Source organism: Streptomyces sp. NPDC059456, assembly GCF_042750055.1.
Lineage (GTDB): Bacteria > Actinomycetota > Actinomycetes > Streptomycetales > Streptomycetaceae > Streptomyces.
This window is the reverse complement of sequence record NZ_JBHYVA010000018.1, coordinates 1-12,818: the sequence shown is the minus strand read 5'-3', so window position 1 is coordinate 12,818 and position 12,818 is coordinate 1. Positions and strand designations below refer to the sequence as shown.

Genomic DNA, 12,818 nt, shown 5'->3' with positions numbered 1-12,818 from the left:
ACGAAGGGAACCATCGTGGAGCAGAACGCCTGGGACATCACCGGGGAGCTCGCCGTCTTCCTCGACGAGGCCGCCGCCCATGTGCCGGCCGAGCAGCGACGGGTCTTGCAGGTGCTCAAGATCGGGGAGGAGTTCGGCGAGGCCGCCCAGGCGGTCATCGGTGCCACCGGGACCAACCCCCGCAAGGGCCGGTCCCACTCGTGGCAGGACGTGGAGTCGGAGGTGTGCGACGTCCTGGTCACGGCCATGGTCGCGCTGCACCGGCTCGGCGTCGCGGACCCGGCGGCCCTGTTCACCGCGCACCTGGAGAAGACCGCCGCCCGCACCCTGGCCGCCACCACCCCCGTCCCGGAGGCGTGACCGTGTGGATTCCCCGAGAGGAGTGGATCAAGACGCTCCCGCAGACGGTGGTGGCCTCCTGCGTCCTGTTGCTGGACCCCGACGGCCGCGTCCTCCTGCTCCGGTACGGCCCCGGTACGCCCATGTCGGGACGGTGGTGGCTGCCGGGCGGGATGCTCGACCACGGCGAGGACCCGTGGGCGGCGGCTCGGCGGGAGACGAGCGAGGAGACGGGGCTCGAACTGGCCGACGTACCGCGGCTGATCGGCACGGACCACCGCGTCGACGTCGAGAAAACCGGCCCCGTGATCGACTACTTCTTCCACGGCGGCGTCCACACGGGCGAGCGGCCCGTGCGGCTGAGCGACGAGCACGACCGGCACGCCTTCCTGCACCTGGCCGAGCTGCGGGACACCCCGCTCGCCGCCGGCCTGCACACCCTGACCGCCCTCCACGCCGCCGCCCGGTCCGGCACGACGGTCTACCTCCGGGAGGGACGCCCGCTGTGACGGCCCCCGTACGGGACCGCCCACCGTGCGGGACGGCTCCCGTACGGGACCACTCCCGTACGGGACGGCTCCCGTACGGGAGGCCTCAGCCGGCCTCCAGCGCCTGCACCAGCTCGGGCAGGTGGCCGCCGGCCACCACGAGGGCCAGGTGGTCGTGGAAGTCCCGGCTGCTGACGATCAGGCCGTCGCGGACCCGCAGCACCTGGATGTTGGCGGTCTCGAACGTCCGGCCCGTCGCCCGGTGGTGAACCCGGTAGTCCCACTCCGCGACCACCACCTCCGGGTCATCGGTCTCCCGGACGACCACGTTCACGGGGGTCAGTTCCACGGGCGAGCCCGCGGCGACCTGGGCGAACCGCGCCGCGAGCACGGCCCGGCCCTCGAACCTGCGCGGACCGACCGGCTCGAAGACGGTCTCCACGACGGCGTCCTCTGCGTAGAGTTCGGCCAGCTCCGCGTACCGGCCCGCGCCGATGTCCTCCAGCAGCTTGTGGGAGACCTCTCGCGGTGACAGCGTTTTGGGCATGATCAACCTCCGGCCGGATCAGCCACTAGAATCGGACCAGCGGCTCCGTTTAGAACGATACGGACTGGCGACTCCGGTTGTCCAGGGGTCCTGTCGGCCCTCGTGCCGGGAGTCGTGCCGGGAGTCGTGCCGGGGCATGCCGTTGCCCACGGAGGAAGGCGGAGAAGGATGAGTGGCGCTCAGGAGCGGCCGCTGCGGGCCGACGCGGCCCGCAACCGGGCCAAGGTGCTCGACGTCGCCACGGAGGTGTTCACCACCCGCGGCGTCGGCGTGCCGACCGAGGAGATCGCCCGGGCCGCCGGGGTCGGGGTCGGCACGCTCTTCAGGCACTTCCCCACCAAGGAGGCCCTGCTGGAGGCGGTGATGGTGCGCCGGCTGGAAGCGATGGCGGCCATGACCGCGCAGCTGGCGGACCAAGCCGATCCGGCCGATCCGGCCGAGGCCTTCTTCGCCTGCTTCCGCCTGGTGGTGGAACAGTCGGCGGGCAAGAACGAGTTCGCCCAGGCACTCGGCGCGGCCGGGGTGGACGTGCACGCGGCGCTGCGGGAGCCGACCGAGGAGATCCAGGCCAGGCTGGCCGGCCTGCTGTCCGAGGCGCAGCGGGGCGGGCAGGTCCGCCCGGAACTGGGCCTGCCGGAGCTGCTCGCCCTGCTGGTCGGTGCGGGCGCGACGCTGGAACAGCTCGGCGGGGACCCGGCGGCGCGCGAGCGGATCTTCGCCGTGGTCTTCGACGGCCTGCGGCCACGCTGAGCGGCCCGGGGGCCGGTACGCGGTACACGGCTTCCACGGCCCTGCCCGGCCCTGCCGGAGCCGGGGTCCGCCGGGGCGCGAGACGACGCGCGCGAGGCGGCGGGGACAGGGGGCAACCAGGCGGCGGCATACGGGCGAAAGCGGGCCTCCCGCCGGTTCCGCGCCGGTGTCCTCTCGTTACCGGGGGAGGAAGGAGGTCCGCCATGACAGCGCAGGGACCCGCGAACGAACCCACGGCGACCGAGCTCGACGCCCGCTACAGCTCCGCACTCAACCCCCGCCCGGGTGCCGCGGACGTCACCGCCACCGACTGGGCCGAGGCGCGGCGGCAGTTGGAGACCGCCGAGATCTTCTGGGTGTCCACGGTGCGGCCGGACGGCCGGCTGCACGTCACTCCGGTGATCGCCGCCTGGCACGACGGGGCGGTGTACTTCTCGACCGGTGCGCAGGAGCAGAAGGCGAAGAACCTCGCCCACCACGGGCACTGCGCGTTGACCACCGGCGGGAACTCGCTGACCGAGGGGCTCGACCTCGTGGTCGAGGGCACGGCCGGGCAGGTCGCCGATCCGGCGCTGCTGGAGGAGGTGATCGCGGCGTACGAGGCGAAGTACACCTGGCACATCACCTCGCCCGAGGGCACCTTCCACGGCATCGGGGACGCGTTCCGCAAGGGCGACGTGGTGGTCTTCGCGGTGGCCCCGACCACGGCCTACGGCTTCGGCCGGGACGACGGCGTGTACACGCACACGCGGTGGACGTTCTGAGCGGTCCGTCAGGGGCGGCGGCCCCGGGCGGAGATCATGGGTGAGGTCGTGAGGTCGTGAGGTCGAGGCGGCCCGATTCGACCGCCGCGAGATGCCGGTCGATCTCCTCGTCCGCCGCGAGGCCCGCCCCGACGAGCCGGTCCCGTACCTGCCCGACCGTCGCCGCCTCCAGGACGGCGCAGGCCGGGGACGTGACCGGCAAGTGGGCGTCCGCGGTGACGTCGGTCGGTCCTGCCCCGCGCAGCAGCCGCGGCAGTTGCGTCCGTGGGCCGCGTCACCACCGAGGAGCCGCCCGCACCGGCCTCCCGGCACCGCCGGCCCGGGGCGATGCCCAGGACCTCGATGTGCCGGAAGGTCCTCCCGTCCGCCCGGCCGGCCTCAGGCGCGGAGGTCCGGCGGGAAGCCGGTCCAGCGGAGGTCTTCGGGGAGGTGGGCCATGTCGTTGTAGAAGAGCACCGAGGCGGGCCGGTCGGGGGCGTAGCGGATGACGGTCAGTGCGGCGTTGGCGTGGTTGAGGCCCATCCAGCGCCAGTTCGGCGCGTCGAGGGCGTCGCGGACGAGCCAGCCGATGAGGAAGTTGTGGGTCACGACCAGCTCGTGGCGCGGTACGTCGCCCTCGACGGGTCCGGTGAACCGGGCGAGGGCCGCCTGCGCCAGGGCCGGGCCGCCCTCGCGCTCCTCGGCGGGGAACAGGGCCAGACGGGCCAGCATGGCATCGGCGGAGACCGCGGGCAGTTCCTCCCGCCGGGGCACGTACGGGATGTAGTCCCCGGCCGGCTTCGATTCCTCCAGCGGTACGTCGTCCAGCCGGTCGTGGATCAGGCGCGCCGTCTGCGCCGCGCGGGGCAGCGGGCCGTGGTGGACGGCGGACAGCGGAGTGCCGGCGAGCCGCTCGCCGAGCAGGGTGGCCTGGCGGCGCCCGGCGTCGGTCAGCTCGCTCTCGTCGGCCGAGGCCTCGCCGTGTCGTGCAAGGTAGAGGTAACGGGCGGCTGTTGCGGGCATCGGCAGGTCCTCCGTCGGCGTTTGTGATCTTGCGGATACACAGAGGGACGCCGACGTCGGCCGAGCGGTTTCATGCCGGATGCGCGAGAGCCGTCGCCGTGTGCTCGCCGCGTGTTGCGTGGTGCTGCGTGCAGACGGGGACGGCTCTCGGACCCGCGGGTGCGCGGGCGGGCGGGCGGTCCGATCGGGACCGGAATCCGGATCAGGGGCAGCTGATGCGGACGTCGCCCGGGTCGGTGGTGCAGGTGTCGGTGCCGGTGCCGCCGTTGGCGGTGTCGTTGCCCGCGACGCCGTCGGCGGTGGTGAGCCGGTCGTTGCCGTAGTAGCCGGTCAGGGTGTCGTTGCCCGGGCCGCCGTTCAGGGTGTCGTCACCGAAGCCGCCGTCGATGTTGTCGTTGCCCTCGCCGCCGTACACCGTGTCGTTGCCGTAGCCCGCGCGGACGGTGTCGTTGCCGCCGAGGGCGCAGATCACGTCGTTGGAGTAGCCGCCGGTCAGCGTGTCCGCGCCGCTGGTGCCGATGATCGTACAACCGCGGGCGTTGTTGACCGAAGTGGTCGCGGTGGCCCTGTTGTTGGCGGTCGCCGGGTCCTGCTGGGCGGCGGCGACGGTGGCCGTGTCGGTGAGCGTGCCGGTCGCCCGGGGCTCGGCCGTCACCGTGACCGTCGCGCTCGCGCCCGGGGCCAGGGAGCCGAGGGTGCAGTTGGCCCCGGTGGCCGTGGTCGTACAGGTGCCCTGCGAGGGGGTGGCGGAGACGAGGGTCGCGGCGGCGCCGGAGAGCGTGTCCGTCAGGGTGACGCCGGTCGCGGTCGCGGTGGAGGCCGCGGCGTTGGAGACGGTCAGGGTGTACGAGGCGCGGTCGCCGATGCTCACGGTGGCCGTACCGGTCTTCGTCACCGCCAGGTCCGCGCTCGGCGGCGGGGGCGGGGGCGCTGCGTCGCCGCCCTGGTAGCGGGCGAGGGCGAAGGCGTAACCCGCCCCGTAGCCGGCCGCGACGATGTTGCCGTCCGGCTGGACGAGCACCGCGCGCGCCTCGTCGTAGTCCCCGAAGCCCGTGACCGCGAAACCGTCCCCGCTGAATCCCGTGTCGACGGTGCCGTTGGGGTTGAAGCGGACCAGGCCGAAGTCGTTGGCCTCGGAGCTGTTGGGGTCGTCGGCCAGGCCGGCGAGGACGATCTTTCCGTTCGGCTGGAGCGCCATGGCGTTCGCGTTGCCGCCGTCGCCGGGGAACCGGACCGAGGTGCGCCCGTTGCCGGTGCCGAAGCCGGTGTCGGGGGTTCCGTTCGCGTTGTAGCGCAGGAGGGCGACGGCGGCGCCGCCGTTGCCCGCCGCGACGATCTTTCCGTCCGGCTGGACCGCCACGGCGTTGCCGAACTCGGTGCCGCCGAAGTCCGCGGTCACCATGCCGTCGCCGCTGAAGGTCGTGTCCAGGCTGCCGTTGGTGTTGTACCGGGCCACGCCGATGTCGAACGCGGTGTTGCCCACGTACCCGACCGAGACGATCTTCCCGTCCGGCTGCAGGGCCATGCCGCGGGCGATGCCGCCGGCGTCCTGGGGCGAGGCCGGGGTGAACCCCGCGACCACCGCGCCGTCGCCGCCGAGGGTGGGGTCCAGGTTTCCGCTGCCGTCGAGGCGGACCAGCGCGAAGCCACCGCCGCCGCCCTTGCCCGCGGCGATGATCTTGCCGTCGGGCTGCACCGCCACGTCCGCGCCGTCCGCGGAGCCGCCGAACTCGTCGACCCGTACCAGGCCGGCGTTGCCGAATCCCGTGTCCAGGCTGCCGTCGGTGTTGTAGCGGGCCACCGAGAAGAAGCAGCAGCCGCCGCCCTCCTCCGCGACGACCTGGGTGGTGCCGACCACGACGATCTTCCCGTCCGAGGGCTGGACCGCCACCGCGTTCGCCGTGTCGGCGCCGCCGAAGTCGCTGGTCACCGTACCGGCGGTGCCGAACGACGGGTCGAGGCTGCCGTTGGTGTCGTACCGGGCGAGCGCGAAGCCGCCAGCGCTGAGGCCCGCCACGACCAGCTTGCCGTCGGCCTGCCGCGCGATGTCGTGGCCCTCCGCGTAGCCGGGGAAGGAGGTGGTGACGCGGCCGCCGGTACCGAAGGCCGGATCCGGCTCGCCCGGTGCGGCCGACGCCGCGCCGGACAGCGCGAGCACGAACGCGAGCGTCATGCCGAGCACCGCCGCCGCGGCCGTCCTGCCCGGCCGGCCGCGGCGCCGTACCGCCGGTCTCGGATGTGTGTGGGTCATGGGTGTACGAACCTCCGGCCTGGCGGGGGCGTGCAGGGAGCAGCGCACAGCTTCGTACGGGACCGGTCCCGCGCCCGGGGGCCGTGCCGTACGCCACCCGCGAAAGCCTCCGGGAACCACCCCGGCGGAGGAGCGCACGAGGGGAGGAGGTCGCGCCCGCCGGCAGTCCGGGGCGGCGCGGGCCGGTCCGGTGTCGGCGGGTCCTGGCAGGATGCGGTGCAGGACCGGAGCCGCCGCACGGGGCGAGGGGCGCGGACGCTTCCACCGGTACGAGGACGGCGAGTTGGGGGTACGGATGGCCGAGCAGCTGCCGGCGCGGGCCGAACACCGGGTGCGGGACGTCCCGGAGGAACGGGCCGAGGCGCGGCGGAGGGACGGCCGTGGCTGAGCGGTTCCCGCCGATCAAACCGTACGAGCCGTACGAGCCGTACGAGCCGTACGAGCCGTACGAGCAGGGGATGCTCGACGTCGGCGACGGCAACCTCGTGTACTGGGAGGTCTGCGGGAATCCCGACGGCAAACCGGCACTCGTCGTCCACGGCGGGCCGGGTTCCGGGTGCGGCGCCGCGGCGCGCCGGTACTTCGACCCGGACCGGTACCGCGTCGTCCTGTTCGACCAGCGCGGCTGTGGACGCAGCGTCCCGCACGCGAGCGACCCGCTGACCGACATGCGGCACAACACCACCCGGCACCTGATCGCCGACATGGAGCGGCTGCGCGGGCACCTGGGGATCGACCGCTGGCTGCTGTACGGCGGCTCGTGGGGGTCCACGCTGATCCTGGCCTATGCCGAGACGCACGCCGAGCGGGTGTCGGAGGTCGTCATCTCCGGTGTCACCACCACCCGGCGTTCCGAGATCGACTGGCTCTACCGGGGCGCCGGCCGGTTCTTCCCCGGGCCCTGGGAACGCTTCCTGGCGGGAGTCCCCGGCACACCGCGGGACGGGGACGTCGTCGGCGCGTACGCGCGGCTCGTGGAGCACCCGGACGCCGCGGTACGGGAGAAGGCCACGGCCGACTGGTGCGCCTGGGAGGACGCGGTCCTGTCCGGGGAGACGAACGGCGCCTCCCACCCGTACGGCGACCGTCCGCCGGCCGCGCAGCTGGCCCTCGTGCGCATCTGCTCCCACTACTTCTCCCACGGCGCGTGGCTGGAGGAAGGCGCGCTGCTGCGCGACGCCCACCGTCTGGCCGGCATCCCCGGCGTACTGGTCCACGGCAGGCTCGACATCGCCGGCCCGCTCGACACCGCCTGGGAACTGGCCCGCGCCTGGCCCGACGCCGAGCTGACCGTCGTGCCCGATGCGGGCCACCTGGGCAACACCGCGACGCGCATCCATGTCCTGCGCGCCCTGGACCGGTTCGCCCGCGCCTGACCGGGAGCGAGGCCGTCTCCCCCGAACGGGGGGCGGGTACGTGCGCTCTTGGCCCCCGCGGCCCGGCGGCGGGTCAGGGCAGCAGCGGGTCGGGGCGGTCGCCGGTCTTCGCCCGCAGGGCGGCGGTCAGGCGGTCGCGGGCCTGGGTCTGGGCGGCGATCCGGTCGTCGAGGACCGCCAGCCGTTCCCGCGCGACCCGCAGGCCCTTCTCCGAGGGCGGTGCGGCCGCCACATCGCCGTCCAGGCACGGCAGGAACACGCGTACGTCGTCCAGGGTGAGCCCGGCGGCCAGCAGGTGGCGGATGTTGCGGACCCGCACCACGGCCCGCTCGTCGTAGACGCGGTAGCCGTTGGAGGCCCGCTCGGAGGAGATCAGCCCCGCCTGTTCGTAGTGCCGCAGCGCACGAGCCGTCGTCCCCGTCGCCGTGGCCAGCTCACCGATCCGCACCCGTTCCACCTCCCCCGCCACTCCTATCACGCCACCACCGCTCCCCCGTCGACGGGGAGGACCACGCCGGTGACGAACGACGCGGCCGGCGCGGCGAGCCGGGTGATCGCCCAGGCCACCTCCTCGGGGCGGCCGATCCGGGCCAGCGGGGTGTGCGCCAGCTGCCACTGGCGGACCGCGGCCCTCCGCTGCGGCGTCAGGCCCTGGTGCTCGCCGATGGGGGTGTCGATCGCGCCGGGGGCGACGGCCACCACCCGGATCCCGCGGGGTGCCAGCTCGACCGCCCAGCTGCGGGTCAGCAGTTCCACGGCGGTCTTGGTCGCCGCGTAGACCGCGTTGCCGGGCCACCCCCGCTGCCCCACCGACGTACTGACGTTGACGATCACCCCGCCCGACGTCTCCAGGAACGGCAGTGCCGCTTGGGCCAGCAGGACGGGGGCGATGAAGTTGGTGGCGAGCTGAGTGCTGATCATGTCCGGCGTCAGCGTGCCGAGGGCGCCGCTGCGCACGATGCCGGCGTTGTTGACCAGCACGTCCAGCCGGCCGTGCCGCTCCACCACCGCCTGGACGATCCGCTCGGGCCCGCCCTCCGCGGTGATGTCGGCGGGCAGGGGTGTGATCCGGTCGTGCCCGGCCGCGGTCTCGCCGAGCGGGTCGCTCCTGCGTCCGACCGCGATGACGTGGGCGCCCTCGGCGGCGAAGGCGTGGGCGGTGGCCCGGCCGATGCCGCTGCCGGCTCCGGTGACGGCGACGACCCTGCCGCTCGTACGACTCGTGCTGTTCGTGCTGGGCGTGCTGGGCGTGCCGCTCGTGCCGCTCGTGCTGTTCATGCCGGTCAGCGTGCAACCCTGCCGCCAGTGGCAAGGTCAACGGCCGGCTCCGCGAGGTGCGTTGCCGCGCGGCGCGGGAGCAGCAGCGGGGTCGCCAGTACGAGGACACCGGCCAGGCCGATCGCCGTGCGGAGGCCGAGCAGGGCGGCCAGTGCACCCCAGACCGCGGTCAGGAGCGCGGTCGAGGCCTTGGTCGTCACCGCCCAGGCGGACAGGGTGCGGGCGGCCCGGTCGGCCGGGGTGCGCCGGAGGCGGTAGGTGGCGTGGACGGGGTTGAAGACGCCGCAGCAGAGGATGAGTCCGAGTTCGATGCCGATGACGAGGAGCAGCCCCGCGGTGCCCGGGCCCGGGAAGGCCAGGCCGACGGGCCAGATCGCGCGCAGGGACCCGGCCACGGCCAGGACCCGGTGCTGCCCGAACCGGGTGGCGAGCGGCCGGGCCAGCCGCGAGCCGAGCAGCCCGCCGACCGAGGGCAGAGCGAAGGCGAGGCCGTACTGCCACGGCGCGAACCCGAGCCGGCCGAGCATCAGGACGGCCAGCAGCGGCTGGGTCGCCATCACCAGGCCGTTGAACAGGACGGTGTTGAGGAACAGTGGGCGCAGCGTCGCGTCGGCGAGGATGTGGCGCCAGCCGTGCAGCAGGTCCCCGGCCCGCATGCGCGGCACCTCCCGGCGCCCGGGGTGCACGGGGCGCGGCTCGTGCCCGCCCATCGCGCGGATGCCCAGGGCCGAGAGCAGGTGGCTGACCGCGTCGGCCGCCACCGTCGTGACGGGGCCGAACAGGGCGATCGCCGCGCCGCCCAGCGGCGGTCCGAGGATCGTGGTCGTCCAGGCCGTGGACTCGAACCGGGCGTTCGCGACGAGCAGGTCCTCGGCCGGCAGCAGCGTCTTGAGGTACGCGCCGGAGGCGGCGCGGAAGGTGATGTCGGCGGCCGCGACGACCACCGAGACCAGCAGGAGCTGGAGGAAGGTGAGCACGCCGAGTGCGTACGCGGCGGGGACCGTCAGCAGCGCGGCGCACCGCACCAGGTCCATCGCGATCAGCACCGGCCGTTTGCGGCGGAACTCCGTCCACGGGCCGAGCGGCACCGCCACGGCCGCACCCACCGCAGCGCCCACGGAGGACAGTGCGGCGACCTCGGCCGGTCCGGCGTGCAGCGCCCGGAGGGCGATCAGCGGGAACGCGCCGAAGGCGAGCCACGTGCCGAGCGCGCTGGTCCCGTACGCCCCCCAGAGCCACCCGAACCGTCGCCCCAGCCGGTGTCCGCTCCTCATCCCGGTGCCGCCCCTCGTCCGTCGCCGTGTTCCCTGCGCCATTCGCCGTACAACCGATCCGCGATCGGATCCATGAAAGCGAGCGCCGGGGCCCGGGATCAAACAACCACGGGCCCACGAGCCACAACCAAGGGTTGTGGGTCTTAGGGTGGGGGCATGGATCTCGACGCCGTCCGGACCTTCGTCGCCGCCGCCGACTCGGGGCAGTTCCAGGAGGCCGCCGCCGAGCTGGGCGTCACCCAGCAGGCCGTCTCCAAGCGGATCGCCGCTCTGGAGCGCAGCCTCGGCGTGCGGCTGTTCCTCCGTACCGCGCGCGGCGCCGGGCTCACCATCGACGGGCAGGCGTTCCTGTCCCACGCGCGCGAACTGCTGCGCGTGGCGGAGCGCGCGGTGGCGTCCGTGCGCACCGGCAGCCGTCCGCTGCGCGTCGACGTGATCAACCTGCGGGGTGCGGCGTCGGGCCTGATGCGCGGGTTCCACCGCGCGTACCCGGGGATCGAACTCGACGTGGTGACGCTGTTCGACATCGAGACGGCCGTCGCCGCCGTCCGTTCCGGCACGATCGACGCCTCGTTCCGCGCCGTCGCCGCACCGGGCCGGCCCCTGCCCGAGGACGTCGTGTCCGTCCGGGTGGTCGACGAGCCGCTCCAGCTCCTCACCGGCCCCGACCACGCGCTGGCGGGCGCGCGGTCGGTGCCCCTCGCCCGGCTCGCCGGGCACCGGATCTGGATGCCCGGCATCGTCCCCGGGACCGAGTGGGCGGCCTACTACGACGACCTCGTCGCGGAGTTCGGCCTCACGATCGAGGCGACCGGCCCCAACTTCGGTTCCGACGCGCTCCTCGACACCATCGCCGACACCCCGGCCCTGGCCACCTTCATGGGCGAGCACACACGCCTCGTCTGGCCCACCGGCCACGGCCTGCGCCGCATCCCGGTGACCGGTCCGACGCCCGTCTACCCGCACTCGCTGCTGTGGCACCGGGACAACCCGCACCCGGCGCTGGCCACCCTGCGCGCGCACCTCGCCGCCACGGCGGCCGGACCCGGCGGCGAACCCGATGGCGCTGGTGCCACGGCCGCTGCCGCCGCCGGGACCTGGGTGCCTGGCTGGGTGCTGCCGCGGTGACGGCCGCGGCGGCGGGCGGGTGTCAGAGGGTGTGGCCGGGCCAGGGGACGTCGGTCTCGACGGGGGCGGCGTAGTCGATGCCGGGTACGGAGAAGCCGTAGAGGCGCCGGACCTCGGCGCGGAACCAGTCGAGGTCGGCCAGGTCTGCGATGGTCTGCGTGGTGGCGCTCGCCCAGCGTTCGGCGACGGCGGCCTGGACGTCACCGGCCAGTTCGAACGCGTCCAGGCGGACGCGGCCCTCGTCGTCCGGGGTGAGCGGGGCGGCGCCGGTGAGCTGGTCCCACAGGGCGGCGAGCTGGTGGACCGGCGGGACGAGGCCGTCGCCGAGGACGCCGCGCAGCAGGCCGGTGTAGAGGGCGATGCCGGGGATCGCGGTGGAGGACTGGGTGACGGCGGCGCCGTTGACGGAGGTCAGGGCCCGCCCGCCCACCGTCTTGGCGAGCCGCTCGTCGAGGGTGCGGGCGGTGGCTTCCAGGTGGGCCTTGGCCGCGCCGATGGTGCCCTGCCGGTAGATCGCCGCCGTCAGCGGCGAGCCGATGTACGAGAGCGCGGCGGTGGAGAACCCGTCGGCGAGCAGGCCGCGTCCGGCGAGGTGGTCGATCCAGCGCTCCCAGTCCGTGCCGCCCATCACGGCGACGGTCTGCTCCACGTCGTCGCCCTCGGCGGGCCCGGTCTCGACCTCGCGGACCTCGGGCGCGCCCTCGTCGTCGAAGACGAGGGTCTTGGTGCGGTGGGCACCGCCGATCGGCTTGAGGACGGAGGCGTACGTGGCGCCGGTGCCGGGGTCGGTGCGGCGGGGCGCGGCCACCGAGTAGACGAGGTGGTCCAGCCGGCCGCCGAAGCGCTGCTCGACGAGGTCGGCGACCCGGTCCTTCACCGCGTCGGAGAACGCGTCGCCGTTGAGGAGGACCAGGTCCCGGCCTTCGGCGCGGGCGATGTCGGCGGTGGCGGCGCTCCGGTACCAGCCGGCGGTCGCGGTCCGTCGCGCGGGGCGCCTTCTCGAAGCACACGCCGATGCCGCGGATGCCGGCGCGCTTGAGTCCGGCGAGCGTGGCCGCGAGCCCGTACCCGGCGGAGGAACCGATGACCAGCGCGACCGGACCGTCGCCCCGCGGCCCGCTCGCGGGGGCGGGGCAGGCCTGCCACATGTCGGCGACCAGCTGCGCGCACCCGGCCGGGTGGGAGTCGAGGAAGAGGAACCCCCGGTTGCGAGGGGTGAGAACGCGCTCGTTCACGATGGCAGTCCTTGGGTCGGCCGGGACGGGAGCGGCGACCGGCCGGCCGCCGCTCCCTGCCAGTCTGCGACGGCCCGCACGCGGGCAGTGACCCGCGCGGGAACAAGGATCACGAGTCGATCTTGGAGTGTTCCACCACTTGCGCCCCCGAAGCCCCCGGACCACGCCTCGCCGGGACCCCGGGGTTCTCGGGCTCTCGGGCTCGCTCGTGCCGTCAGGCCCGGAACGCCTCGATGACGGTGATCCGTGGGTCTGCGTGGCAGGGGTCGTTCGCCTCAGCGGGCGATCGCCGCGGCCGAGAGGAGGGGGTGCGGGGGGGGGGGGGGTGGGAGGTGGGGGGGGGCGGGGGGGGGGCCGGGGGGGGTTGGGGCCCGGGGGGCCGCCCC

13 protein-coding genes and 2 pseudogenes are annotated in these 12,818 nt (G+C 74.4%); 7 read left to right on the top strand and 8 right to left on the bottom strand.

All coding sequences use genetic code 11. The features are described from left to right. Window positions 1-15 precede the first annotated feature (15 nt). Window positions 16-360: a MazG-like family protein gene (locus ACFXA3_RS03445; protein ID WP_385181261.1), complete on the top strand. Its 345-nt coding sequence runs from the start codon at window positions 16-18 to the stop codon at window positions 358-360. A 2-nt stretch (window positions 361-362) separates the two neighbouring features. Next, window positions 363-848, top strand: a complete 486-nt coding sequence (locus tag ACFXA3_RS03440; protein ID WP_385181259.1) for an NUDIX hydrolase — start codon at window positions 363-365, stop codon at window positions 846-848. Between the two features lie 85 nt (window positions 849-933). On the opposite strand, the gene ACFXA3_RS03435 is transcribed toward ACFXA3_RS03440, so the two are convergent. Beyond that, a complete protein-coding gene (locus ACFXA3_RS03435; protein WP_385181257.1) occupies window positions 934-1,374 on the bottom strand; it encodes a nuclear transport factor 2 family protein in 441 nt (146 codons plus the stop codon). 168 nt (window positions 1,375-1,542) lie between these two features. Here ACFXA3_RS03435 and ACFXA3_RS03430 point away from each other — a divergent pair, with 168 nt between their 5' ends. After that, complete coding sequence (locus tag ACFXA3_RS03430; protein WP_385181254.1) at window positions 1,543-2,124, top strand: TetR/AcrR family transcriptional regulator; 582 nt, start codon at window positions 1,543-1,545, stop codon at window positions 2,122-2,124. 203 nt (window positions 2,125-2,327) lie between these two features. Further along, complete coding sequence (locus ACFXA3_RS03425) at window positions 2,328-2,888, top strand: pyridoxamine 5'-phosphate oxidase family protein (protein WP_385181252.1); 561 nt, start codon at window positions 2,328-2,330, stop codon at window positions 2,886-2,888. An 8-nt stretch (window positions 2,889-2,896) separates the two neighbouring features. Here ACFXA3_RS03425 and ACFXA3_RS03420 read toward each other — a convergent pair. The 3 genes and pseudogenes from ACFXA3_RS03420 to ACFXA3_RS03410 all read right to left on the bottom strand — a co-directional run. Continuing rightward, a pseudogene (locus ACFXA3_RS03420) lies at window positions 2,897-3,170 on the bottom strand (SAM-dependent methyltransferase); the annotation flags it as partial. Between the two features lie 96 nt (window positions 3,171-3,266). Beyond that, window positions 3,267-3,890 (bottom strand): histidine phosphatase family protein, encoded by a 624-nt coding sequence (locus tag ACFXA3_RS03415; protein WP_385181250.1) that lies wholly within the window; start codon window positions 3,888-3,890, stop codon window positions 3,267-3,269. Window positions 3,891-4,092: 202 nt separating this feature from the next. Further along, on the bottom strand, window positions 4,093-6,141 hold the full coding sequence (locus tag ACFXA3_RS03410; protein ID WP_385181247.1) for a calcium-binding protein: 2,049 nt from the start codon (window positions 6,139-6,141) through the stop codon (window positions 4,093-4,095). Window positions 6,142-6,352: 211 nt separating this feature from the next. Here ACFXA3_RS03410 and ACFXA3_RS03405 point away from each other — a divergent pair, with 211 nt between their 5' ends. After that, complete coding sequence (locus ACFXA3_RS03405; protein WP_385181245.1) at window positions 6,353-6,529, top strand: hypothetical protein; 177 nt, start codon at window positions 6,353-6,355, stop codon at window positions 6,527-6,529. Window positions 6,530-6,599: 70 nt separating this feature from the next. Then, complete coding sequence (gene pip / locus ACFXA3_RS03400; RefSeq protein WP_385181315.1) at window positions 6,600-7,517, top strand: prolyl aminopeptidase; 918 nt, start codon at window positions 6,600-6,602, stop codon at window positions 7,515-7,517. 73 nt (window positions 7,518-7,590) lie between these two features. Here pip and ACFXA3_RS03395 read toward each other — a convergent pair whose 3' ends face one another. The 3 genes from ACFXA3_RS03395 to ACFXA3_RS03385 are packed head-to-tail and all read right to left on the bottom strand — an operon-like array spanning window position 7,591 to window position 10,069. Then, complete coding sequence (locus tag ACFXA3_RS03395; RefSeq protein ID WP_385181312.1) at window positions 7,591-7,965, bottom strand: MerR family transcriptional regulator; 375 nt, start codon at window positions 7,963-7,965, stop codon at window positions 7,591-7,593. Window positions 7,966-7,991: 26 nt separating this feature from the next. Then, window positions 7,992-8,795, bottom strand: coding sequence for an SDR family NAD(P)-dependent oxidoreductase (locus ACFXA3_RS03390; protein ID WP_385181242.1), 804 nt, complete (start codon window positions 8,793-8,795; stop codon window positions 7,992-7,994). Between the two features lie 5 nt (window positions 8,796-8,800). Beyond that, a complete protein-coding gene (locus ACFXA3_RS03385; RefSeq protein WP_385181240.1) occupies window positions 8,801-10,069 on the bottom strand; it encodes an MFS transporter in 1,269 nt (422 codons plus the stop codon). Window positions 10,070-10,225: 156 nt separating this feature from the next. On the opposite strand from ACFXA3_RS03385, the gene ACFXA3_RS03380 reads away from it, so the two are divergent. Beyond that, entirely contained in the window at window positions 10,226-11,197 is a 972-nt protein-coding gene (locus ACFXA3_RS03380; protein WP_385181238.1) for a LysR family transcriptional regulator, read from the top strand. A gap of 22 nt (window positions 11,198-11,219) precedes the next feature. Here the strand turns inward: ACFXA3_RS03380 and fabV are convergent. Beyond that, window positions 11,220-12,432, bottom strand: a pseudogene (gene fabV, locus ACFXA3_RS03375) (enoyl-[acyl-carrier-protein] reductase FabV). Window positions 12,433-12,818 lie beyond the last annotated feature (386 nt).